Below are 22,070 nucleotides of genomic sequence, written 5' to 3'. Positions count from 1 at the left end.
GTCCATGGCAGCCCGCCGGACGCGCACTGCACCCTCTCGATCACCCTGTGTCGAGGGGTGCGCGGGCGCGCGCTGGAGGAGACCGAACGTGGGTTCTTAGGAAGCGTGATTGTGACTCAGGTCACAAGGAATCTTTTTCGGTGCGGGAAATAACCGGGGATCCCTTCCCCGTTTAGCCATGTGTCCGAGCGAAACGGGGACACCTTCCCCGGATCGCCCTTCACCGCAACTCAGGAGTACGCCGTGCAGACCGCAACCCCCGTAGCGCGCAAGGCGACCCGGCCGCGCGCCGACGCCCTGCGCAACCGGGAGCGGATCGTCACCGCCGCCCGGGAGATGTTCGTCGAGTTCGGCCCCGACGTGCCGCTGGACGAGATCGCCCGCCGGGCCGGCGTCGGCAATGCCACGGTGTACCGCAACTTCCCCGACCGCGACTCGCTGGTCCGCGAGGTCGTCTGCTCCGTCATGGACCGTACGGCGGAGGCGGCCGAAGCCGCGCTCGCGGCGACCGGGGATGCCTTCGAAGCCCTGGAGCGCTTCGTGCACACCGCTGCCGACGAGCGGATCAGCGCGCTGTGCCCGATGGTCCAGAGCACGTTCGACACGAACCACCCGGATCTGGAGGCGGCGCGCGAGCGGATCGAGCAGCTCACCGAGGAGATCATGGACCGCGCCAAGGCAGCCGGCCAGCTCCGCTCCGACGTGGGTGTCGGGGACGTCATGCTCATCGCGTCCCAGCTCAGCCGGCCCCCGGCCGGGACCGGGTGCGACCTCGCCGACCGCTATGTCCACCGCCATCTGCAGCTGTTCCTGGACGGGCTGCGGGCCCCGGCCCGCTCCGTCCTGCCGGGCACGGCGATGACCATGGAGGACCTGCGCCAGGCCTGACCGATTAGTTCAGAGCGCAACAACTGTCACTACACCGGCCGTCACAACACCGGTCGTCACTGGACCGGTCGTGACTACACCGGATCTCACCGGCCGTCACAGCCGACGAGCCGTCCCCTTTAGACACGCTTTTTCCATCACGAAGTCCCGAAGTGGGTACCCCCATGTCTGAAACAGCCGCAAAGGCTCCCGGCACACCGGCGACGTCCGGTGACGCCAACCGCTGGAAAGCGCTCGTATTCATCGCGCTCGCCCAGCTGATGGTCGTCCTCGACGCGACCATCGTGAACATCGCCCTGCCGTCCGCCCAGGTGGACCTCGGCATCTCCGACGGCAACCGCCAGTGGGTCGTCACGGCCTACGCGCTGGCCTTCGGCGGTCTGCTCCTGTTCGGTGGCCGGATCGCCGACCTGTGGGGCCGTAAGAACGCCTTCGTCGTCGGTCTGATCGGTTTCGCCGCGGCCTCCGCGCTCGGTGGCGCCGCCACCAACGAGGCGATGATGTTCGGCGCCCGCGCCCTCCAGGGTGTCTTCGGCGCCCTGCTCGCGCCCGCCGCACTCTCCCTGCTCGCCGTGATGTTCACGGACGCCAAGGAGCGTGCCAAGGCGTTCGGCATCTACGGTGCGATCGCCGGAGGCGGTGGCGCCGTCGGCTTCATCCTCGGCGGCGTGCTGACCGAGTACATGGACTGGCGCTGGACGTTCTTCGTCAACATCCCGTTCGCGATCGTCGCCGCGCTCGGCGCGTACTTCGTCATCCGTGAGCCGGAGGGCGGCCGCAACCGCAACCCGCTCGACATCCCCGGCGTCCTGCTGTCCACCTTGGGCCTGGTCGCGCTGGTCTACGGCTTCACACGCGCCGAGTCCAACGGCTGGGGCGACTCCGTGACCGTGGGCATGTTCGTCGCGTCGGCAGTCCTGCTGCTCGCGTTCGTCGTCACCGAGGCCAAGGTCAAGGCCCCGCTGCTGCCCCTGCGCGTGGTCACCGACCGCAACCGCGGCGGCGTCTACCTCTCGCTCGGCATCGCGATCATCGCCATGTTCGGCACGTTCCTCTTCCTGACCTACTACCTGCAGATCGTGAAGGGCTACTCGCCGATCAAGACCGGCTTCGCCTTCATGCCGATGATCGTCGGCATGATGGTCGGCTCCACGCAGATCGGCACCCGCCTGATGACCCGGGTTCCGGCCCGGGCGCTGATGGGCCCCGGCTTCCTGGTCGCCGCGGTCGGCATGCTGCTGATGACCCAGCTGGAGATCGGTTCGTCGTACGCCTCGATCATCCTGCCGGCGATGCTGCTGCTCGGCCTCGGCATGGGTACGGCGTTCATGCCCGCCATGTCGCTGGCCACCCTGGGCGTCGAGCCCCGGGACGCCGGTGTCGCCTCCGCGATGGTCAACACCTCGCAGCAGGTGGGCGGCGCGATCGGTACGGCCCTGCTGAACACGATCGCCGCCTCGGCCACGACCTCCTACATCGCCGACCACATCGGCTCGGCGAGCTCCCGGTCCCAGCAGCAGCTGGTCCAGCTGGAGGGCATGGTGCACGGCTACACCAACGCGATCTGGTTCGCCGTCGGCATGCTGGCGCTCGCCGCGGTCATCGTCGTGACCCTCGTCAACGCCGGCCGCCCGGACGGTACGACGGTGGCGTCCTCCGAGGAGGGCGCCGAGGACGAGGTGCGGGTGCCGGTCGTCGCGCACTGAGGCCGACGACGACCGTACGGCCGTACTCCTTCGGGAACCTGGCGTACGTACGGGGATGGGGACGCTCCGTACGTACGACCTCCAGGACCTGCCCCGGCTCTCTGAACGCTTCTTGAACGAACGGTTCAGCGGAGCCAGGGCAGGTCCGCACCCGCTTCGCTGGGCTGCAGGCCCTCGGCGACGATCCGCATGATCTCGCCGAGGGCCTTCTGCTGTTCGGTGGTGAGCCGGTCGAACATCGCCTGGCGCACGGCCTCCACATGGCCCGGTGCGGTCTCCCGCAGCACCTCCATGCCCGCGTCGGTCAGGACCGCGAACTGGCCCCGCTTGTCGTCGGGGCACTCCTCGCGCCGCACCCAGCCGTTCTTCTCCAGCCGGGCGATGGCGTGCGAGAGACGGGAGCGGGTGATCTTCGCGTACATGGCCAGCTCGGTCATCCGCAGCCGGCGGCGCGGGGACTCGGCGAGCTTGACCAGCAGGCCGTAGTAGACGTGCGGCATGCCCGCGTCCCGCTGGAGCTGGCGGTCCAGGTGGTCCTCGAGCAGGGTGGCCGCGTCGATGTAGGCGCGCCATACGCGCTGCTCGTCGGCGGTGAGCCAGCGCGGTTCCGCCGAGGACGCGGATGCCGGCGAGGGTGGTGCGGAAGTCGATGCCGTATTCATGTACTCCACTGTACGAGAGCTCTCCTTGAAATTTTAACTACCTGGGCGTACCGTCTTCCGAGTAGGGAAGCTTTAGATTTGAAGCAAATAGCGCTTCAGGTCTCCGGAGGGAGTCGCCGCCATGTCCGCCGCCACGCAGGAGCGCATGCCCGCTCTCTATCTCAGCCACGGCGCCCCGCCCCTCGCGGACGACCCGATCTGGCCGGGTGAGCTCGCCGCCTGGTCCGCCGGACTGCCGCGTCCCAAGGCGATCCTCATGGTCTCCGCCCACTGGGAGGAGGCTCCGCTCGCCATCGGTGCCACCGAGACCGTTCCTCTCGTCTACGACTTCTGGGGATTCCCCGAGCACTACTACAAGGTGACGTACGCGGCACCCGGCGCGCCCGAACTCGCCGAGTCCGTACGGAAACTGCTGCGCGCCCCCGGCATCCCCGTGCAGGACATCCCCGACCGCGGCCTCGACCACGGCGCCTACGTCCCGCTCGTCGAGATGTACCCCGAGGCCGACATCCCCGTCCTCCAGGTCTCCATGCCGACCCTCGACCCGGTGAAGCTGATGGAGATCGGCCGCAAACTGGCGCCGCTGCGCGACGAGGGCGTGCTGATCGTCGGCTCCGGCTTCTTCACCCACAACCTCGCCGCCCTGCGGCAGGGCGGCATCCCCGCCTGGTCCGTGGAGTTCGACGACTGGGGCCGCCGGGCGCTGGAGGGCGGCGACTGGGACGCCCTGCTGGACTTCCTCCACAAGGCCCCGGCCGGCCGCTACGCCCACCCGCGCACCGAGCACTTCGCCCCGCTGTTCGTGACGATGGGCGCGGCGGACGCGGCCGGCGAGCCGTCGGCGCAGAAGTCGGTGATCGACGGGTTCTGGATGGGGTTGGCGAAGCGGTCGGTGCAGTTCGGCTGACGGCCTACAGGGCCGGCCGACGCTACAGCTCCTTTTCGTACCAGGCCACGTCCCAGTACCGGCCGAACTTGCGGCCCACCTCGCGATACGTGCCGACGTACCGGAAGCCGAACCGCTCGTGCAGTCGCGTCGACGCCTCGTTCGGCAGGGCGATCCCGGCGTAGGCGCGATGCAGGTCCTCGCCCTCCAGGGCCTCGAACAGGGCCTTGTAGAGGAGGGTGCCGACGCCGCGCCGGCCGGCGTCCGGCGCGAGGTAGACGGTCACCTCGACGGAGGTCGCGTAGGCGGGCTTCGCCCGGAAGCCGCTGGATGTGGCGTAGCCCAGAATCCGCTGTGAGTTGCCCCCGGAGCCGGTCTCCACGGCAACCATCAGTCGATGCGGGCCGTCTTCAGGGTGGGAGAGCAGCCAAGGGCGGCGCTCTTCCGGCGTGAAGACCGTGGTATCGAATGTGATGGGCGTCTCACGTACATAGTGGTTGTAGATGTCGGTGAGGGCTTCGAGGTCACTCTCGACTCCCGGTCTGACCTGCACCTCTGTACGTGCCGACGGCATCGTGCCTCCCCATGTGGTCGGACAGGGTACTGCAAGATCAGAAAAATAGAGGGGCGGGTTGGGAATTCTGTCCTGATTCCAGTCGTTGTTTCCATCGAACGGCGGGCACTCGAGGAGAGTCCCAAGCGTTCAAGAACCACCCGCCAGTCCACATCGCAAGGGAGCACGCATGGCAACCCGTGCCGTCGCCCGTCGTCAGTCCGCCACCGGCGGGACCGCCGACGCGGCAAGCAGCGTTCGCGCCCATGGCGGCGAGATCGCGGACCGCGACCTGGTCGGCATGTACCTCGATGAGATAGCGCGTACGCCGCTGCTCGACGCAGCCAAAGAGGTCGAGCTGTCGCAGATCATCGAGGCGGGTGTGTTCGCAAGGCAGGTCCTCGACGGCTACGAGGAGGCCAAGGCGGACGCCACCCGCGAGGAGCTTCAGGCCCTGGTCGCCGAGAGCGAGCGGGCCAAGGACATCTTCATCCGCTCCAACCTCCGCCTGGTCGTCGCCGTGGCCCGCCGCTACCCGCGCAGCGGCCTGCCCCTCCTCGACCTGATCCAGGAGGGCAACGCCGGCCTGGTGCGCGCGGTGGAGAAGTTCGACTACCGCAAGGGCTTCAAGTTCTCGACGTACGCGACCTGGTGGATCCGTCAGGCCATCACGCGCTCGATAGCCGACCAGTCCCGCACCATCCGCCTCCCCGTCCATCTGGTCGAGGAGCTGGGCCGCATCCGCCGCGTCCAGCGCGAGTTCAACCGTGAGCACGGCCGCGACCCGGAGCCCGCGGAGATCGCCGCCGAGCTCGGCTCGAACCCGGACCGCGTGATCGACGTCCTGGACTGGGCCCGCGACCCGGTCTCGCTGAACATGGCGGTGGACGACGAGGGCGAGACCCAGTTCGGCGACCTCCTCGAGGACACCTCCGCGGTCTCCCCCGAGCAGTCCGTCCTGACCCTCCTGCGCAGCGAGGAACTGGACGACCTGATCGGCCGCCTCGACCAGCGCACGGCCTCCATCATCAAGATGCGGTACGGCATCGAGGACGGCCGCGAGCGCACCCTGACCGAGGTGGGCAAGGAGCACGGCCTGACACGCGAACGCATCCGCCAGATCGAGAAGCACGCCCTGCTGGAGTTGAAGAAGCTGGCCCGCAGCACCGGCTTCGACGCGGCCGCGTAGCCCCTGCGGCCGCGGCGGCGGGGGCGTACGACCCGTGCGGGCGCGTACGCCGGGTGGCCAAAGACCGCGCAAACATGGCGATGTAACGCCGCTTCAAGGCGCGGGGCACCGGGAACAAGACTTCCGGGTAAGGGAGTTCGGCTCCTGAGGCGACGGCCTTCAGGCCCCCCGGACAAGGACCACGGCGCTCCAGCAGCCGACCACGACCACACCGAGTACCGACAGACCAAGTCCCGACGCACTCCCCCCGGCGCCGGGACTCTCCCCGAGCCGGGCTTCGGCGCCTATCCCCCCTGGGTGCCGGGGCCCGGCTCGTTCTTCGGTCACCGGGCATGGAGACGGGTGGGCCACCCCGTACCTGAACCACGGGGTGGCCCACCCGAATGGCAGATTGTGCCACACAGGCATAGCCTGCCGAACGTGAGCAGCCCCACCCCCGCCACCTCCCTGTCCCTCACGGAGCGACGCAAGGCGGCGACCCGCATGGAGATCGCCCGCGCCGCTGCCGCCCTCTTCGTGAAGCAGGGTCTACGGGCCACCCGAGCCGAGGACATCGCCCAGGCCGCCGGCATAGCGCCGCGCACCTTCTACCGCTACTTCGCCACCAAGGAGGAGGCGGTGGCCCCCCTCTACGCGGTCGGCGCCGACCGCTGGGCAGAAGCAGTCCGCACGGCCCCACCCGAACTGCCCGTACCCCAAGCCCTGGAACACGCAGCCCACCACACCCTGACCCCGGACGCCGGAGTCTCCGCACCCTCCTGGGAGTGGGCCCGCACACTGGTCCGCCTCGCCGACTCGAGCCCCGCCCTGCGCAAGGTGTGGGCGGAGGTGTGCCACGAAGCGGAGACAAGGCTGGCGGAAGTACTGGCAAGCAGGAGCCACGACAACGTTGCCGAGCCCACCCCCGCCCTCCGCTTCGCCGCAGCCGTGGCAGCCGCCGCCGTACGCGTGGCCGTAGAAACCTGGGCAGCGGGAGACGCCCCCGCACAGGGCCCGCAGGGCCCGGCGGCCCTGGCGATGCACAACTTGGCGGCACTGAGGGACTTCCCATGGGAGGACATCACGGTCGGCCCGCGCCCGGCGTGAACTAGCGGGAATCGCGCGCACCCCCACGGGCCCGCGCCCGCCCACGGCGGGAAGGGGGCGTGCCGGGGGGTGTCCGCCCGCAGTGGCCGGCGTCAACACGCAGTACCTCTTGACTTAAGGGGACCGCCGGTCCGAGGACGGACACCCCCCGGCGCGGCCCCGACCCACCCACCGACCTGTGGGCGCTACGCGCACCCCCACCGAACAGCAACGGGCCGCCGCAGGCATCCCCGCCCAACCGCCGGAGGCCGCCGCAGGCATCCCCGCTCAACCGCCGGAGGCCGCCGCCCGACTCAACCGCCCCCCCAACCCCCGCACACACCGCACCAGTTCCTCCGGCGACTCCACCACGAACTCGCAGTCCACCATCGCCAACCGCACCGCCATCCACTCCACCGAGTCCCCCACCGTCCCCCGCAACCGACACCGCCGCCCACCCTCGACCGCCTCCGGCGCCCCCATCCACCCAGGCAACCGAGCCGCGACGAACTCCGCAGGCGCCTCGAACGTCACCGAGAAGTCGTACGTCTCCTGCCGCCGCCACATCGACTGCCGCAGATACTCCGCCGCACTCCCCGTCGGCAACTCCCGCGGAGCGAACCGCGCCCCCGTCGCGAACGGCTCGCTCACCCGGTCCACCCGGAACGTCCGCCAGTCCCCCCGATCGAGGTCGTACGCGACGAGGTACCAGCGCCGCCCCGTGGACACCAACCGATACGGCTCGGTCAAGCGACGCGACTCCGTCCCGTCCCCCGCCCGGTAGGCGAACCGCAGCCGCTCCCGCCCCGCCACACTCGACGCCATCACGGTCAGCGTCTCGGGCGCGATACTCGCCCCGTCCCCGCTGGTCAGCGGCGTAGTCGCGGCCTGGAGCGTGGTCACCCGGTGCCGCAGCCGGGCAGGCAGCACCTGCTCCAGCTTCGCCAGCGCCCGCACGGACGCCTCCTCCACCCCCTCGACGGCATGCCCGGCCCCGGCCCGCAGCCCGACCGCGATGGCCACGGCCTCCTCGTCGTCCAGCACGAGCGGCGGCATCGCCTTGCCCGCCACGAGCCGATAACCACCGTCGGCCCCCTTGGTCGCCTGCACGGGATACCCCAGCTCCCGCAGCCGGTCGATGTCCCGCCGCACGGTGCGCCGGGACACCCCGAGCCGGTCCGCGAGCTCGCCGCCGGGCCACTCGCGGGGTGTCTGGAGGAGGGAGAGGAGCGTCAGGAGCCGTGCCGGAGTATCCGTCGTCATGAATCCGAGGATGCCGCAGAAGTAGGACACGATCTGACCTATTGAAGGAATAGCTTCAGGCCATGACCTCAACCGAGACAGAACCCGCATCCGTGACGGACCTCAGTACACCGCCCGCAAAGCCCGCCGCAGGCGACCGCCGCCGCTGGTTCGCCCTCGCGATCGTGATGACCGCGGCCTTCATGGATCTCGTCGACGTCACGATCGTCAACGTCGCGATCCCGTCGATCCAGCGGGAGGCCGGTGCCACCTTCGGCCAGATCCAGTGGATCACCGCCGGCTACGCCCTCGCCTTCGCCGCCGGCCTGATCACCGGCGGCCGTCTCGGTGACATCCACGGCCGCAAGCGGCTGTTCCTCGTCGGCATCGGCGGCTTCACCCTCGCCTCGGCGCTGTGCGGCTTCGCCGCGAACCCGGAGATGCTGGTCGCCTCCCGCATCCTGCAGGGCGCGATGGCGGCGCTGATGGTCCCGCAGGTCCTGTCGATCGTGCACGCCACGTTCCCCGCGCACGAACGCGGCAAGGTCTTCGGCCTGTTCGGCGCGGTCGTCGGACTCGGCGCGGTCACCGGCCCCCTGCTCGGCGCACTCCTCACGGAGTGGAACCTCTTCGGCCTCGAATGGCGCCCGATCTTCCTGATCAACCTCCCGGTCGGCGTCGCGGGCCTGATCCTGGGCAGCCGCTTCATCACCGAGTCCAAGGCGCCGAAGGCACTGAAGCTCGACCTCGTCGGCGTCGCCCTCGTCACCCTCGGCCTGCTGATGCTGCTCTACCCGCTGACCCGCGGTCGCGAGCTGGGCTGGCCGCTGTGGGGGTATGTGTCGATGGCCGGCGCGCTCGTCGTCCTCGCGGCGCTGGTGGCGTACGAGAGGTGGAAGACCGCCCGTGACGGCTCCCCGCTCGTCGAGCTGTCGCTGTTCAAGGTGAAGAGCTTCGCGGCCGGCATCGCCGTACAGACCGTCTTCGGTGTCGCGCTCGGCATCTTCTTCCTGGTCTGGACGCTGTACATGCAGTTCGGCCTGGGCTGGAGCCCGCTGAAGGCCGGCCTGACCGGGGTCCCGTTCTCGCTCGCCGTCTCTACGGCGGCCGGCCTGTCCGTGCAGAAGTTGGTCCCGCGCTTCGGCCGCAAGGTGCTCCAGGCGGGCGCGCTGGTGATGGCGATCGGCGTGCTGCTCTACATCTGGGAGTCCGGCCGCTACGGCCTGTCCATCGCTCCCTGGCAGATGGCGCTGCCCCTGGTCGTCATGGGCGTCGGCATGGGCCTGATCGTGGCCCCGCTGACGGACGCGATCCTGTCGGACGTGCCGCGCGAGCACGCAGGTTCGGCGTCGGGCCTCATCAGCACCGTCCAGCAGATGGGCAACGCACTCGGTCTGGGCCTGGTCTCGGTGGTCTTCTTCGGGGTCGTCGACGACCGGCTGGCCGAGGCCAGGGAGCGCACGGCGGCCGGCCTGGCCTTCGCGGACGGCTTTCAGCACGCGCTCGGGTGGGTGGCCGCGGTGATGGGCGTCATCTTCCTGCTGATGTTCGCGCTGCCGAAGCGCCCGGCGCAGCACATCGAGGGGGCGGCCGAGGAGCCGTCGCCGACACCGGAGAAGGAGAAGGAGCCCGCGCTGGTGGGCTGAGCGGGGGAGGGGCCCGGCACTTCGGTGCCGGGCCCTTCGTCGTGTCCGTGTCTCGCCGCACCCGTGTCTCCCCCTCCCCAGCCCGCGTCCGTGTCTCCCCAGCCCGTGTCTGTATCTCCCCAGCTCGAAAGCCCGACCATGCCCGATTGAGCCCGAACCTGTTTACTTTCTGGAAATCCGGGCGTAGTCTCCCGGCGAAACCACAAGTTCGGGCACAGTTCGGAGGCGAACGGACATGTACGCACCGGAGCGGCAGCAGGAGATCCTTCGGCTCGCCCGTGACGGCGGCCGAGTGGACGTCCTGTCGCTGGCCGAGGAGTTCCAGGTGACGGCGGAGACGATCCGCCGGGATCTGAAGGCCCTCGACCGCGCCGGGCTCGTGCGCCGGGTGCACGGTGGTGCGATCCCGGCCGGCCGCCTGGACTTCGAGCCGGACCTCGCCGAGCGCGAGTCGACGGCCGCCGACGAGAAGGACCGCGTCGCGAAGGCGGCCCTCGCGGAGCTGCCCACCGAGGGCACGATGATCCTCGACGCCGGTTCGACGGTGGCGCGCCTCGCCGCCGCGCTGCCGCTGGAGGCGTCCCTCACCGTCGTCACGCACAGCCTGCCCATCGCGGCCCGCCTCGCGGACCACCCCGGCATCCAGCTCCACCTCGTCGGGGGGCGCGTACGGCACCGTACGCGCGCCGCTGTGGACGCCTGGGCGCTGCGGGCGTACGGCGAGATCCGGGCGGACGTCCTCTTCGTCGCGGCCAACGGTTTCTCCGCCGAGCACGGTCTGACCACTCCCGACCTCGCCGAGGCCGCGGTCAAGCGCGCCGCCGTGGCCGCGGCCCGCCGTGTGGTGCTGCTCGCCGACTCCTCCAAGCACGGCCAGGAGCACTTCGCCCGCTTCGGTGACCTGAGCGATGTGGACCTGCTGATCACCGACAGCGGGCTCAGCCCCGAAGACGCCACCGCGATCGAGCGCGGCGGCACGGAAGTAGTGCGCGCATGATCCTCACCGTCACCCCGAACCCGTCCCTGGACCGCACCTACGAGGTTCCGTCCCTCGACCGCGGCGAGGTCATACGCGCCACCGGCGAGCGCATGGACCCGGGCGGCAAGGGCGTGAACGTCTCGCGCGCGGTCGCGGCCGCCGGGCAGCGCACGGTCGCGGTACTGCCCCTGGGCGGTGCGCCCGGCGCGCTCGTCGCCGACCTGCTCGACGCGCAGGGCATCGAGGTGGCGCCGGTCCCGGTCGCCGGGGCCACCCGCTCGAACATCGCGCTCGCGGAGTCGGACGGAGTACTGACGAAGATCAACGCGCCCGGCCCCGAACTGACTGCGGCCGAGCAGGAGTTGCTCCTGGAGACGGTCCGCGAGCAGTCGCGCGACGCCGACTGGATCGCCTGCTGCGGCAGCCTGCCGCGCGGCCTTGCTCCGTCCTGGTACGCCGATGTGGTCGCCCGGGCGCACGCGGGCGGCGCGCGGATCGCGCTGGACACCTCCGGGCGCGCCCTCCTCGAAGCCCTGCGTGCGCGGCCCGACGTGGTGAAGCCGAACGCCGAGGAGCTCGCGGAGGCCGTCGGGCGCCCCCTGTCTACCGTGGGTGACGCGGTGAAGGCGGCCGAGGAGTTGCGTGAGATGGGCGCGCGCGCCGTGCTCGCGAGCCTGGGCGCCGACGGGCAGTTGCTCGTGGACGACGCGGGCGCCTGGTTCGCCAGTGCGCGCGTCGATGTCGTACGCAGCAATGTCGGCGCCGGCGACTCCTCGCTGGCCGGCTTCCTGATCGCCGGCGGCAGCGGCCCGGAGGCCCTCGCCTCGGCGGTCGCCCATGGCGCGGCGGCCGTGCAGCTCCCAGGCAGCGTGATGCCGTCCCCGGGTGACCTGGACATGGCGGCGGTGACGGTCACGGCCGAGGTGCCGGTGGATCGCGTACTGAAGGAGCCGGTGTCATGACGAATGTCGTGGTTGTCACACTTCTTGCCGATTCGGTCCGTGAACGGCGAAGCTCGGCGTTACTCACGCCCGCCGACGGACGGCAGGGCCTCCTGAGCCGCTCTGTCGCCCGGGGGAGGCGGGTGTTCCCCGACCCCGCCTCCCCCACCTCCAAACCCCCCTCCACCCCCGCCGCCCCCCACCGCATTCACGCCGCCCCCCCACGGCACCCCCGTCCCCTTCACCGCCCACCAGACTCCCCGGGCGATACGCGTGCGAAGGAGCCCGCGATGAGCGACATGATCACCGCGGACCTGGTCGATCTCGACCTGTCCGCCGACACCAAGGAAGCGGCGGCGCGTGCCCTCGCCGAGCGCATGGTGGCCCTGGGCCGGGTGACCGACCTGGAGGGCTTCCTCGCCGACGTGGCCGCGCGCGAAGCACAGATGCCGACCGGCCTCGACGGCGGCATCGGCATCCCGCACTGCCGTAGCGAGCACGTCACCGAGCCGACGCTCGCCTTCGGGCGCAGCGCCGCCGGCATCGACTTCGGCGCGGCGGACGGTCCGGCCGACCTGATCTTCCTGATCGCCGCCCCGGCCGGCGCGGACGACGCCCATCTGACGATCCTGTCGTCGCTGGCCCGCCAGCTGATGAACACAGAGTTCACGGACGCGCTGCGGTCGGCGGGCGACGCGGCATCGGCGGCGGCACTGATCCGGGGCGAGGAGCCCCCGGCGGCCGAGGCCCCCGACGCGCCTGACGGCGCCGTTCCTACAGACTCCGTGGCGTCGTCGGTGGCGGCCTCCGCCGACGCCGCCACGGGCACCACCACCCCTGCCGAGGGCACCCCCGCCGAGACGTCCGGCGACCGCCCCTTCCGTATCGTCGCCGTCACCTCCTGCCCGACCGGCATCGCCCACACGTACATGGCGGCCGAGTCCCTGGAGAACGCGGGCCGCGAGGCGGGCGTCGAGCTCGTCGTCGAGACGCAGGGCTCGGCCGGCTTCACCCGGCTCGACCCGGCCGTCATCGCGGCGGCGGACGGCGTGATCTTCGCCCACGACGTGTCCGTACGGGAGAAGGACCGGTTCGCCGGCAAGCCGACCGTCGACGTCGGCGTGAAGGCGGGCATCAACCGCCCCGCCGAGCTCATCGCCGAGGTGCGCGCCAAGGCCGAGCGCGGTGAGGTCACCGCGGCCGCCCGGCCCGGCGGCGGTACCCCCGTCGAGCGCGCCGGCGAGCCCGGCGAGGGCTACGGCACCAAGCTGCGCAAGTGGCTGATGTCCGGCGTGAGTTACATGGTCCCGTTCGTCGCGGCCGGCGGTCTGCTGATCGCCCTCGGCTTCGCGATCGGCGGCTACCAGATCAACGAGGCCAAGTCGGTCACCGAGCACTTCGACTGGGGCCAGCTCGACAGCTGGGGCGCGCTGATGTTCCAGATCGGCGCCGCGGCCTTCGGCTTCCTCGTCCCGGTGCTCGCCGGATACATCGCCTACGGCATGGCCGACCGGCCAGGACTCGTGCCCGGCTTCGTCGGCGGCGCGATCTCCGTCACCATCGGCGCGGGCTTCCTCGGCGGTCTCGTCGCCGGTCTGATCGCCGGCGGTGTGGTCCTCGGCATCCAGCGCATCAACATCCCGCCGGTGCTGCGCGGCATCATGCCGGTGGTGGTGATCCCGCTGGTCTCCTCGGCGGTCGTCGGCTTCCTGATGTTCGTGGTGATCGGCAAGCCGATCTCCGAGGCGCAGAAGGGCCTGACCGACTGGCTGAACAGCCTCTCCGGCACCAACGCCATCCTGCTCGGCGTCCTGCTCGGCCTGATGATGTGCTTCGACCTCGGCGGCCCGGTCAACAAGGTGGCCTACACCTTCGCGACGGCCGGAATCTCGGTCGCGGCCCCCAGCGACTCCGCCATGAAGATCATGGCCGCCGTGATGGCCGCGGGTATGGTCCCGCCGCTGGGCATGGCCCTCGCGACCTTCCTCCGCAAGAAGCTGTTCACCCCGGCCGAGCGCGAGAACGGCAAGGCCGCCGTGGTCCTGGGCGCCTCCTTCATCTCCGAGGGCGCGATCCCCTTCGCCGCGGCCGACCCGCTTCGCGTCATCCCCGCCTCCATGGCGGGCGGCGCGGTCACCGGCGCGCTGACCATGGCGTTCGGCTCGACCCTGCGCGCCCCGCACGGCGGCATCTGGGTCACCTTCCTGATCGGCAAGCCGTTCCTGTACCTGCTGGCCATCGCGGTCGGTACGGCGATCACGGCCGGCCTGGTCATCCTCCTGAAGGGCATGCGCAAGACGGCCCCGGAGGGCACGGCGGCCGCCGAGTCCCCGGCCGCGGCGACCGCGGAGGCGAAGCAGCCGGTGGCGGCGTAAGCCCTCCGCCGGGCAAGCCTCCCGCTTGTCCCTTTGATGCGCTGTGAGTTGTTCACGGCACCTGCGAGATACGTCACGGTCCGGGCCCAAAGGCCCGGACCGTGGTGTCTACTGGGGCGCATGCCTGAGCACGTCTCGTTCCTCCAGCTGCTGGGGCCGGTCGTCCTCGCCCTGGCGGCCGTGCTCTGGGTGATCGGCCTGGCCCGCGTCCTGCGCCGAGCCCGCCTCAAGTCGTCGCCGTGGCGCACGCGCCCGGCTCCCTCCGCGCTCCCGCACCAGCGGCAGACCGCCCCCGAGTTGGAGGCGGTGGAACTGACCCCGGCGGAACGGGACGCGTTCGCGGGACTGGTACGACAGCTCAGCAACGGCCGCTGAACGACGGGTTCGGCGTCACGACACCCGCGCCGCCCGCCGCTCCATCGCATCCCTTGCCGCGTCCTCGCTGACGTACACCTCGCACATGTGCCGCCCGTCCGGTGTCGCCGTGTGCTCGACCTCCCAGAGGGAGACCTCCCTGCCGTCGTGCAGCAGGAAGGCGTGCTCGTAGAGCGAGAAGCACAAGCCGGGGCGCCTCGCGCGGCCCGGGCGCCCGAACGCCTGCGTGATCTGGTGCGCGAACGCCGTGGTCAGCAGCGCGGCCGTCGCCGCGTCCGGCCGGTCGGCGTTCTCCGCCCGGCGCAGTAAGCGGCGCGCGTGGTCGGCCGAGTCGTCCGGCACATACGCGTGCCGGGGCCCGGGTATCGGGGACAGCTGCACCGTCACCGGCAGTTCGAAGTCCGGCGCGTCCGGCGGCAGCGGCAGCCGGGCGGTCGCTGCGCGCAGCTCCTCCTCGTCGACGTACACCTCGTGCTGCGGGGCGCGGCCCTGCGCGGTGTTGTGGACGAGCTCCCACAGTGTGAGCGCCGAGCCGTCGGCGAGCAGCCAGGTGTGCCGATACGTCTCGCGGTGCAGCCCCGCGCTGTGGTGCGCGGAGTGCAGCGAACTGTCATGAGCCAGCGCACAGTCGAGCAGCCGTATCGTCTCGTCGGGCAGCTCGAAGGAGTTCAGGGCGCGGCCGAGGAGTCGCGCGAGGTGCTCCTCCGGAGACTCCGGCGACTCGGGTGGTTCGTACGCTGCCGTCTCGTACGGAACGCTCAAGGCTTCTCCCGGCGTTGCTGCATGTCACCTTGTGGGTGCATACCGTAGCCCCTCGGGCGGACATCATGTCCGGGAACCGAGAAAACGTACGTCCGGTAAAACGCGCGGGCCGCGCGAGAAGTTCCCGCGCGGCCCGACGAACTGTCAAGAATCCCTGCTCGGACGGTACTTCAGTGGATCACGCGGCGCTGCCCGCGACCCACTCGCTCCACGCCATGTTCCAGCCGTTGAGCCCGTTGTCCGGCGTGACGGTCTTGTCGGGGGAGTTCTTGACGATCACCACGTCGCCGAGGATCGAGTTGTCGTAGAACCACTTGGCGGGGGTGTCTCCCTGCCCGCCCCGCATGTCCCGCAGGCCGACGCAGCCGTGGCTGGTGCCCTGGCTGCCGAAGGGCGGGTTGCCCTTGTTGTACCAGTAGTTGCCGTGCAGGAACGTCCCCGACTGCGTCAGCCGCATCGCGTTCGGCACGTCCTTGATGTCGTACGCGTCGGCGAGGTTGACCGTGCGGCTGTCCATGCGCAGCTTCTTGTACTTCTCGGAGATCACCATCTGCCCGTTGTAGGTGGAGAACTCCGAGCTGCCCGCCGAGATCGGAACGGACTTGACGGTCTTGCCGTCCCGCACGACCGTCATGGTCTGCGTGTTCACGTCGACGGTGGACACCTGCGAGCGGCCGATGGTGAAGCTGACCGTCTTCTTCTGCACCCCGCGGATGCCGTTCGCGCCCTCGACACCGTCCAGGTCGATCTTCATCGTGACCTTGGAGCCGGCCTTCCAGTACTCCTCGGGCCGGAAGTCGAGCCGCTGCGTCCCGAACCAGTGCCCGACGACCTTCTGGCCGCTGCTGGAGGTGACCTCGATGTGCGACTGCACGGCCTTCTTGTCGCTGATCGCCTTGTCGAAGTTGAACGACACCGGCATGCCGACACCGACCGTGGTGCCGTCGTCGGGTGTGTACCTCCCGATGAAACTGTTGGCCGAAGTGACCGTGGTGAAGTCGGAGTCGGCGGCGGCCGTACGCCCGTCCGCGTCCTTCGCGGTGGCCGATATCTGGTACTTCGTCCCCCGCTCCAGCTGCTCCTTCGGCTGCCAACTGCCTCCGTCGGCGGACAGGGACCCCGGCACGACCTGCCCGGTCTTCGCCACCGTCATCTTCACGTCGGTCAGCTTGCCGTCGCTGACCTTCACACCGGTCGTGTTGATCGACGCGCCTGTCGAGCCGTCCTTCGCCGAGATCACGATCTTCGCTGCGGAGGTGTTGGACGAGCCCTGCCCGCCCTTGGCGTCCTCGTGGTCGGCGTTGGCGCTCCCACCGCAGGCGGTGAGGGTCAGGGCGCCGATCATCAGGGCGGCACAGGCCCCCACTGCGCGCCGCGCTGCTATGTCCGGCGTTGTCACGAGCTGCTCCAGTTCTTACGATCTGCGGGATCCGTTCCGTTCCACGGTGCAAGAGGCCACCGTCACCGGACCGGGTTCCCGCCGTTCGCGGTGAATGCCATCACGTGACACAACCGCGACAATCGACCGCGCGGACCCGGTGCCACCCCCTCAGTGTTGCCCCCTGTCACCGGCGCTCCCGTACAACTCCCCGTACGACGGCCACACTCCACCCGGTCCGTCCACCGACTCGGCCGCGCGCACGGCCCGCACGATCGCCCGCGTCACCGCGTCCGCGCCCGCAGCGAGAAGCTCGTTCAGCGCGAGCGGGTGCCCGGCGTCGAGCGGCCGGTCCCCGGTGGCCAGCGCGAACACGGTGTCCCCGTCGTTGAGCAGATGCACCGGCCGCACGGCGCGCGCGATGCCGTCGTGCGCCGTACCGGCCAGCTTCTGCGCCTGCGCCTTCGACAGGTCGGCGTCGGTGGCGACCACCGCGAGCGTGGTGTTCAGCGGGGGCGGCGCGTTCTTCGCCGCGACCTCCGCGAGGCGCAGGCGCGCGGCCTCATGGACCTGCCCCTGCGGATAGTCCACACGCCCCTGGAACAACTCCCCGTACAGCACCCCCGTCTCCGGATCCACCGCCGCCCCCGCCGCGTTGGCCACCACCAGCGCCGCCACCGTGATCCCCGAGTCGAGGACGACGCTCGCCGTGCCGATCCCGCCCTTCACCGACCCGACCGTCGCCCCCGTACCCGCGCCCACGCACCCCTGCCGCACGGGCGACCCCGCCTCGCTCGCCGCGGCCGCCTCGACCGCAGCCCGCCCCGTGGCCGCGTCCGGCCTCGCTCGGAAGTCGCCGCCCCGGCCCAGATCGAAGACGCAGGCCGCGGGCACCACCGGCACGACATGCGCCGGATCCACCCCCACGCGCACCCCGCGCCCCCGCTCCTCCAGCCAGGCCATCACCCCGGACGCCGCGTCGAGCCCGTACGCGCTGCCGCCGGTCAGCACGATCGCCTCGACCTTCTGCACGAGGTTGCGCGGATCGAGGGCGTCGGTCTCCTTGGTGCCGGGGCCGCCGCCGCGCACGTCCACCGCTGCGACGGCCCCGCCCTCGGGAGCGAGGACGACCGTGGTGCCGGTGAGCCAACCGTCGCCGATGCGCGTCGCGTGCCCGACCCGCAGCCCGGCGACATCTGTCAGAGCGTCAACTGTCATGGGGCCAGTCTCGTCCAGCAACCGACGCGGCCCCGCGATGTCCGGCCATGTGGGGCCGGTCAGGCGACCGGCGCCCGCGCCGCCGTCCCGCCCGCTCCGGCAGACCTGCGCGCCGTCAGCGTCTCCCCGGTCGCCACCGCCCCCGCCGATATGAGGCCGGCCGCGAGCACCGCCCAGTCGCCCAGGAACGTGCAGCAGATCACCAGCAGGGCCGTGGTCGGCAGCACCAGCTGCTGGGTGATGCCGAACTTGAAGTGGCGCGAGTGCAGCGCCCAGACGGTGAGCAGATAGAGCGCCGTCGGCAGGGTCACCGCCGCCGACGCGGCCAGCGTCGAGATGTGCGCCTTGCCGACGACCTGCTCGACCGCCACCTCCAGGCCCGCGCCGATCGCGGCCGCCGAGGCGAAGACCAGGTAGTGACCGTAACCCCACAGGAACGCCTGCTTGTTGGAGCGCAGGTGCCCATGGATCGGCACCACGAAGTAGATCCACCACGCGGCGAAGATGATCAACAGCCCGCCCGCGGCGATCGGCAGCAGGTCGCCCAGCGCGTCGTTCTCGTCGATGCCGGCCTTCACGGCGACCGTGGCCGCGGCGATGGTCTCACCGAGCACGATGATCGTGAACAGCCCGTACCGCTCGGCGATATGGCGCGGATGCCAGGACGTGGGGTGGTCCTTCTCCGCGTACGGCGGCACACACAACTCGAGGATCGCCATGACCAGGAACAGCCAGGGCCTGGCGTCCTCGGGCAGCACCACCAGCCCCAGCCAGCCGACCAGACACAGCAGCACGCCGACGGTGTACCGCAGGGCCATCGTCCGCTCCGGGCCCTCACTCGACCTGGCCGCCCGCAGCCACTGCGCCGCCAGGGCGAGCCGCATGACCACATAGCCCAGCCACACCGCCAGGAACTCATGGTCCTCGAACGCCCGGGAGACCCCGGCCGCCAGGACCAGCACACCGGCCATCTGGATCAGGGTGACGACCCGGTAGAGCACGTCGTCGTTGTCGTAGGCCGAGGCGAACCAGGTGAAGTTCATCCAGGCCCACCAGATGGCGAAGAACACCATCGCGTAATTGAGGATCCCCTCGCCCGCGTGCCCCTCGGCGACCGCGTGCACCAGCTGCATGCCGGCTTGGGCGATGGCCACCACGAAGCACAGGTCGAAGAAGAGTTCCAGCGGGGTGGCGGCGCGGTGCGCCTCACCCCGGCCTCGGGCCGTGAGCCTGCGCAGCGGGTGGCGGGTTCCGGGCGGGCGGGGGGAGTCCGGCGCGGGAGTCGAACTGGACGTCATGGGGTCAAGCACAGCAGATGGGGCGGGGAATTTCTTGCGAAGGGATCACAAGCGCGCAAGCGCCGGGATCGCCGCCGGGAGGGTTGTCGCCGTGGAGGGCCGCCGCACGGGCCGTACCCTGGACGCATGAGTACCGCCCCCGCCCCCGAGCCGCGCGAGCCGAAGTCCGCGCTGATCTTCGACGATCCGCTGGACCAGCAGTCCTCGGACGACACGGACCGAGGATGGGGCGAGCGGCCGGGCGCCGCCGGTGACAGCGCGGCCGACCTGAAGCGCTTCCTCGACGAGAAGCCGCCCCACCACCTCTGAGCCGTTACTGCTCGTTGTGCCCTGAACCGCGCTGCGCCACCAATGCGTCGCGGATCTCCTTGAGCACCTCCAGCTCGGTCACCTCGACCACCTCGTGGGCACCCTCCTTCGCCTTCCTGCGGGCCTCCACCCGGGCCAGGTACTTGGCCATCGGCAGGACCATCAGGAAGTAGACGACGGCCGCGGTGATCACGAAGCTGAGGGTCGCGCCGAGGACCGAGCCCCACAGGATCGTGATTCCCTGCTCGCCCTCGCACGTCGAGCTCAGGCACGAGCTGTAGTGATCGAGGTTCTTGGTGCCGATCGCGCCGACCAGTGGGTTGATGATCCCCTTCACCACCGCGTTGACGATGTTGGTGAACGCGGCACCGATGACCACCGCCACGGCCAGATCGACGACGTTCCCGCGCATCAGGAAGGCCTTGAAGCCCTCCCAGACGCTCGGTTCCTTCTTCTCGCTCACTTCGGAGCCTCTCCTCGCGCGCACAGGTTGTGGAACAAACCGATCCGCAACCTACGTCAGGGCCCGGCCACCCTGTCCAGTTGGGCCCCCGGCTCAGCACCACGTCACCGCCAGCCGCGCCGTGGCGCTCGCGCCGGCTAGGCGCGCCGCGGTCGCACGCGGCACCGACAGCACTACCAGCGCCCCGCTCTCTCCGGCGGCGTCCAGCGGCTCCGGCACCTTCGTCACCCGTGCCCCGCGCGCGACCACCCGGGCGGCGTCGGCGCCCGTCGCCGTCTCCTGCGCGGCGATCACATCGACCCGGTCGCCGGGCCGCAGCAGCCGCACGGCGGCCCCGTCGGCGATCCGCACCGGCGCGGAGACCCGCTCCACTGCCCGGTGCTGGTGTACCGGTTCCGCCACCGGATGCCCGCGCGCCCGGTCGGCCTCCCGCGGGCCGGCCGCCACGAGTGCAGCCGCGGTCACGGCGAGCCCGACCGCCACGGCCCGCCTCCGGTGCCGTACGAGCCGGCGTAGTCGATACCGCCCACCACGCACCCGTACCGGAGCGAAGTGCGGCACCTCGCATGTGGCCGGAGCATCCGTGCCCGGCGGGAGCGGAGCAACGGGAGAGGAAGGGGGAGGGGGAACGGGAGAGGAAGGGGAAGGGGAAGGCGGGTAAAAGGGCGACGGAGCAACGGACATCGGGACCACCACCTGCGACGACGGAACGGCTTGCGTGCCCACGATGAGGCATCGCGCCGCCGCCCGCCGGAGCCCGTGGACTACCGACCGGTTGTGGAAAACTCCCCCACCCGAACGAGGAGTTCCGCCCTACTCGACCGAGGAGTGAGGAGTTCCGCCCCCCCGAACATCCGCCCCCTACGGCAGCTCGAACCCCGGATCCATCCCGCCCAGCGCGTTCGTGCACAGGCAGTCCCGCTCCTCGTTCGCCGGCAGCGCGGCCACCGCGTCGAAGAGCACGCCCCGCAGCCGGTCCACGTTCGCCGCGAACACCCGCAGCACCTCGTCGTGCGAGACGCCCTCGCCGGTCTCGGCGCCCGCGTCGAGGTCGGTGACCAGGGCCAACGCGCTGTAGCAGAGCTCGAGTTCACGGGCGAGCGCCGCCTCGGGGTGACCGGTCATGCCTACCACCGACCAGCCCTGCGCCTGGTGCCACAACGATTCGGCACGGGTCGAGAAGCGCGGCCCCTCTATGACCACCAGCGTGCCGCCGTCCACCGGCTCCCAGTCCTGCCCGCGAGCCGCCTTCAGCGCGGCCGCGCGTCCGGCGGGGCAGTAGGGGTCGGCCAAGGAGACGTGCACCACGTTCGGTACGGCGCCGTCGGGCAGCGGCAGCCCGTCGAAGTACGTGCCGACCCGGGACTTCGTGCGGTCGACCAGCTGGTCCGGCACGAGCAGGGTGCCCGGCCCGTACTCGGGACGCAGACCGCCCACCGCGCACGGGGCGAGGACCTGGCGCACGCCGAGCGAGCGCAGGGCCCAGAGGTTGGCTCGGTAGTTGATCCGGTGCGGCGGCAGATGGTGGCCGCGTCCGTGCCGGGGCAGGAAGGCGACCCGTCGGCCGGCGATCTCGCCGAGGAAGAGGGAGTCACTGGGCGGCCCGTACGGGGTGTCCACCTGTATCTCGGTCACGTCGTCGAGGAACGAGTAGAAGCCGGAGCCGCCGATCACGCCGAGTTCTGCGTTCGCCTTGTTCGCCATGCCCGCACCCTAACCGGACCCGGAGAAGCCGAGGACCCCGCCGCCGGATGACGACAGGGTCCCGTAAGAAGTGGGGTCCTACGCGCGCGTAGGAGGCGCTTACGCGGCGGAGCTGCTGCTGGAGGAGGTGCCGGCGCTCGACGACTTCGAGTCCGAGGACGACGTAGAAGACGTCGAGGAGGACGAAGAGGACGAGTCGGACGAGGAGGACGTCGACGGCTTCGACGACGCCGGCGAGCTGCTCGACGAGGAGCCGCGGCTGTCGTTGCGGTAGAAGCCGGAGCCCTTGAAGACGATGCCGACCGCGGAGAACACCTTCTTGAGGCGGCCCTGGCAGCTGGGGCACTCGGTCAGGGCGTCGTCCGTGAACTTCTGCACCGCCTCGAGGCCCTCGCCGCACTCGGTGCACTGGTACTGGTAGGTCGGCACTG

General features: G+C 70.7%; 22 protein-coding genes. 11 read left to right on the top strand and 11 right to left on the bottom strand.

Annotated features, from left to right (window positions below):
• The first annotated feature begins 243 nt into the window (after positions 1 to 243).
• Together EHO50_RS19745 and EHO50_RS19740 are read left to right on the top strand one after the other, a co-directional pair.
• Positions 244 to 888 carry a TetR/AcrR family transcriptional regulator gene (locus EHO50_RS19745; RefSeq protein ID WP_128431511.1) on the top strand — a complete coding sequence of 215 codons (645 nt, stop codon included), beginning with the start codon at positions 244 to 246 and terminating at the stop codon, positions 886 to 888.
• A 164-nt stretch (positions 889 to 1,052) separates the two neighbouring features.
• Positions 1,053 to 2,594 (top strand): MFS transporter, encoded by a 1,542-nt coding sequence (locus tag EHO50_RS19740; RefSeq protein ID WP_128431510.1) that lies wholly within the window; start codon positions 1,053 to 1,055, stop codon positions 2,592 to 2,594.
• A gap of 125 nt (positions 2,595 to 2,719) precedes the next feature.
• On the opposite strand, the gene EHO50_RS19735 is transcribed toward EHO50_RS19740, so the two are convergent.
• Entirely contained in the window at positions 2,720 to 3,256 is a 537-nt protein-coding gene (locus EHO50_RS19735) for a MarR family winged helix-turn-helix transcriptional regulator (protein WP_128431509.1), read from the bottom strand.
• A 121-nt stretch (positions 3,257 to 3,377) separates the two neighbouring features.
• Here EHO50_RS19735 and EHO50_RS19730 point away from each other — a divergent pair, with 121 nt between their 5' ends.
• Positions 3,378 to 4,163, top strand: a complete 786-nt coding sequence (locus EHO50_RS19730; RefSeq protein WP_128431508.1) for a dioxygenase family protein — start codon at positions 3,378 to 3,380, stop codon at positions 4,161 to 4,163.
• A 22-nt stretch (positions 4,164 to 4,185) separates the two neighbouring features.
• Here the strand turns inward: EHO50_RS19730 and EHO50_RS19725 are convergent, their stop codons facing one another.
• Positions 4,186 to 4,716, bottom strand: a complete 531-nt coding sequence (locus EHO50_RS19725; RefSeq protein WP_128431507.1) for a GNAT family N-acetyltransferase — start codon at positions 4,714 to 4,716, stop codon at positions 4,186 to 4,188.
• 169 nt (positions 4,717 to 4,885) lie between these two features.
• Between EHO50_RS19725 and EHO50_RS19720 the strand changes: the two genes are divergently transcribed.
• Both EHO50_RS19720 and EHO50_RS19715 read left to right on the top strand, forming a co-directional pair.
• On the top strand, positions 4,886 to 5,884 hold the full coding sequence (locus tag EHO50_RS19720; RefSeq protein WP_128431506.1) for a sigma-70 family RNA polymerase sigma factor: 999 nt from the start codon (positions 4,886 to 4,888) through the stop codon (positions 5,882 to 5,884).
• Positions 5,885 to 6,367: 483 nt separating this feature from the next.
• Positions 6,368 to 6,970 carry a TetR/AcrR family transcriptional regulator gene (locus EHO50_RS19715; RefSeq protein ID WP_128432478.1) on the top strand — a complete coding sequence of 201 codons (603 nt, stop codon included), beginning with the start codon at positions 6,368 to 6,370 and terminating at the stop codon, positions 6,968 to 6,970.
• A 267-nt stretch (positions 6,971 to 7,237) separates the two neighbouring features.
• Here the strand turns inward: EHO50_RS19715 and EHO50_RS19710 are convergent, their stop codons facing one another.
• Positions 7,238 to 8,212 carry a helix-turn-helix transcriptional regulator gene (locus tag EHO50_RS19710; RefSeq protein ID WP_128431505.1) on the bottom strand — a complete coding sequence of 325 codons (975 nt, stop codon included), beginning with the start codon at positions 8,210 to 8,212 and terminating at the stop codon, positions 7,238 to 7,240.
• 62 nt (positions 8,213 to 8,274) lie between these two features.
• Here EHO50_RS19710 and EHO50_RS19705 point away from each other — a divergent pair, with 62 nt between their 5' ends.
• The 5 genes from EHO50_RS19705 to EHO50_RS19685 all read left to right on the top strand — a co-directional run bounded on the left by EHO50_RS19705 (position 8,275) and on the right by EHO50_RS19685 (position 14,507).
• The gene (locus EHO50_RS19705) at positions 8,275 to 9,837 is read left to right on the top strand and encodes an MFS transporter (protein WP_128431504.1); all 1,563 of its coding nucleotides are present in this window, start codon (positions 8,275 to 8,277) and stop codon (positions 9,835 to 9,837) included.
• A 235-nt stretch (positions 9,838 to 10,072) separates the two neighbouring features.
• On the top strand, positions 10,073 to 10,834 hold the full coding sequence (locus EHO50_RS19700; protein WP_128431503.1) for a DeoR/GlpR family DNA-binding transcription regulator: 762 nt from the start codon (positions 10,073 to 10,075) through the stop codon (positions 10,832 to 10,834).
• Positions 10,831 to 11,778: a 1-phosphofructokinase gene (gene pfkB, locus EHO50_RS19695; RefSeq protein ID WP_128431502.1), complete on the top strand. Its 948-nt coding sequence runs from the start codon at positions 10,831 to 10,833 to the stop codon at positions 11,776 to 11,778. The genes EHO50_RS19700 and pfkB overlap by 4 nt, the downstream gene beginning before the upstream one ends.
• 269 nt (positions 11,779 to 12,047) lie before the next feature.
• A complete protein-coding gene (locus tag EHO50_RS19690) occupies positions 12,048 to 14,132 on the top strand; it encodes a PTS fructose transporter subunit IIABC (protein WP_128431501.1) in 2,085 nt (694 codons plus the stop codon).
• A gap of 120 nt (positions 14,133 to 14,252) precedes the next feature.
• Positions 14,253 to 14,507 carry a hypothetical protein gene (locus EHO50_RS19685; RefSeq protein WP_128431500.1) on the top strand — a complete coding sequence of 85 codons (255 nt, stop codon included), beginning with the start codon at positions 14,253 to 14,255 and terminating at the stop codon, positions 14,505 to 14,507.
• Positions 14,508 to 14,522: 15 nt separating this feature from the next.
• On the opposite strand, the gene EHO50_RS19680 is transcribed toward EHO50_RS19685, so the two are convergent.
• The 4 genes from EHO50_RS19680 to EHO50_RS19665 form a co-directional block, all read right to left on the bottom strand.
• Positions 14,523 to 15,269, bottom strand: a complete 747-nt coding sequence (locus EHO50_RS19680; RefSeq protein WP_128431499.1) for a DUF6227 family protein — start codon at positions 15,267 to 15,269, stop codon at positions 14,523 to 14,525.
• Positions 15,270 to 15,447: 178 nt separating this feature from the next.
• Positions 15,448 to 16,668, bottom strand: coding sequence for a L,D-transpeptidase (locus EHO50_RS19675; RefSeq protein ID WP_128431498.1), 1,221 nt, complete (start codon positions 16,666 to 16,668; stop codon positions 15,448 to 15,450).
• 150 nt (positions 16,669 to 16,818) lie between these two features.
• Complete coding sequence (locus EHO50_RS19670) at positions 16,819 to 17,865, bottom strand: P1 family peptidase (protein WP_128431497.1); 1,047 nt, start codon at positions 17,863 to 17,865, stop codon at positions 16,819 to 16,821.
• 59 nt (positions 17,866 to 17,924) lie between these two features.
• Complete coding sequence (locus EHO50_RS19665; protein ID WP_128431496.1) at positions 17,925 to 19,163, bottom strand: low temperature requirement protein A; 1,239 nt, start codon at positions 19,161 to 19,163, stop codon at positions 17,925 to 17,927.
• 126 nt (positions 19,164 to 19,289) lie between these two features.
• Here EHO50_RS19665 and EHO50_RS19660 point away from each other — a divergent pair, with 126 nt between their 5' ends.
• Positions 19,290 to 19,472, top strand: coding sequence for a hypothetical protein (locus EHO50_RS19660; RefSeq protein ID WP_128431495.1), 183 nt, complete (start codon positions 19,290 to 19,292; stop codon positions 19,470 to 19,472).
• 4 nt (positions 19,473 to 19,476) lie between these two features.
• On the opposite strand, the gene mscL is transcribed toward EHO50_RS19660, so the two are convergent.
• From mscL to EHO50_RS19640, 4 genes are all read right to left on the bottom strand, one after another.
• Positions 19,477 to 19,935: a large conductance mechanosensitive channel protein MscL gene (gene mscL, locus EHO50_RS19655; RefSeq protein WP_128431494.1), complete on the bottom strand. Its 459-nt coding sequence runs from the start codon at positions 19,933 to 19,935 to the stop codon at positions 19,477 to 19,479.
• Between the two features lie 93 nt (positions 19,936 to 20,028).
• Positions 20,029 to 20,619, bottom strand: a complete 591-nt coding sequence (locus EHO50_RS19650; RefSeq protein ID WP_164904887.1) for a hypothetical protein — start codon at positions 20,617 to 20,619, stop codon at positions 20,029 to 20,031.
• A 177-nt stretch (positions 20,620 to 20,796) separates the two neighbouring features.
• A complete protein-coding gene (locus tag EHO50_RS19645; protein WP_128431492.1) occupies positions 20,797 to 21,639 on the bottom strand; it encodes an S-methyl-5'-thioadenosine phosphorylase in 843 nt (280 codons plus the stop codon).
• Positions 21,640 to 21,738: 99 nt separating this feature from the next.
• A complete protein-coding gene (locus EHO50_RS19640) occupies positions 21,739 to 22,068 on the bottom strand; it encodes an FmdB family zinc ribbon protein (RefSeq protein ID WP_128431491.1) in 330 nt (109 codons plus the stop codon).
• Positions 22,069 to 22,070: the final 2 nt, after the last annotated feature.

This window comes from Streptomyces cyaneus (genome assembly GCF_004028635.1).
Taxonomy (GTDB): Bacteria; Actinomycetota; Actinomycetes; order Streptomycetales; family Streptomycetaceae; genus Streptomyces; species Streptomyces cyaneus.
Note: the sequence above shows the minus strand (reverse complement) of the source record. Positions and strands in the feature narration are given on the sequence as shown.

Coding starts and splice junctions, on each gene's coding strand:
- EHO50_RS19720 (WP_128431506.1), top strand. CDS start 4,886: ATGGCAACCCGTGCCGTCGCCCGTCGTCAGTCCGCCACCGGCGGGACC.
- EHO50_RS19700 (WP_128431503.1), top strand. CDS start 10,073: ATGTACGCACCGGAGCGGCAGCAGGAGATCCTTCGGCTCGCCCGTGAC.
- EHO50_RS19715 (WP_128432478.1), top strand. CDS start 6,368: ATGGAGATCGCCCGCGCCGCTGCCGCCCTCTTCGTGAAGCAGGGTCTA.
- EHO50_RS19725 (WP_128431507.1), bottom strand. CDS start 4,716: ATGCCGTCGGCACGTACAGAGGTGCAGGTCAGACCGGGAGTCGAGAGT.
- EHO50_RS19690 (WP_128431501.1), top strand. CDS start 12,048: ATGAGCGACATGATCACCGCGGACCTGGTCGATCTCGACCTGTCCGCC.
- EHO50_RS19710 (WP_128431505.1), bottom strand. CDS start 8,212: ATGACGACGGATACTCCGGCACGGCTCCTGACGCTCCTCTCCCTCCTC.
- EHO50_RS19685 (WP_128431500.1), top strand. CDS start 14,253: ATGCCTGAGCACGTCTCGTTCCTCCAGCTGCTGGGGCCGGTCGTCCTC.
- EHO50_RS19735 (WP_128431509.1), bottom strand. CDS start 3,256: ATGAATACGGCATCGACTTCCGCACCACCCTCGCCGGCATCCGCGTCC.
- EHO50_RS19660 (WP_128431495.1), top strand. CDS start 19,290: ATGAGTACCGCCCCCGCCCCCGAGCCGCGCGAGCCGAAGTCCGCGCTG.
- EHO50_RS19730 (WP_128431508.1), top strand. CDS start 3,378: ATGTCCGCCGCCACGCAGGAGCGCATGCCCGCTCTCTATCTCAGCCAC.
- EHO50_RS19670 (WP_128431497.1), bottom strand. CDS start 17,865: ATGACAGTTGACGCTCTGACAGATGTCGCCGGGCTGCGGGTCGGGCAC.
- EHO50_RS19665 (WP_128431496.1), bottom strand. CDS start 19,163: ATGACGTCCAGTTCGACTCCCGCGCCGGACTCCCCCCGCCCGCCCGGA.
- pfkB (WP_128431502.1), top strand. CDS start 10,831: ATGATCCTCACCGTCACCCCGAACCCGTCCCTGGACCGCACCTACGAG.
- EHO50_RS19645 (WP_128431492.1), bottom strand. CDS start 21,639: ATGGCGAACAAGGCGAACGCAGAACTCGGCGTGATCGGCGGCTCCGGC.
- EHO50_RS19650 (WP_164904887.1), bottom strand. CDS start 20,619: ATGTCCGTTGCTCCGTCGCCCTTTTACCCGCCTTCCCCTTCCCCTTCC.
- EHO50_RS19705 (WP_128431504.1), top strand. CDS start 8,275: ATGACCTCAACCGAGACAGAACCCGCATCCGTGACGGACCTCAGTACA.
- EHO50_RS19740 (WP_128431510.1), top strand. CDS start 1,053: ATGTCTGAAACAGCCGCAAAGGCTCCCGGCACACCGGCGACGTCCGGT.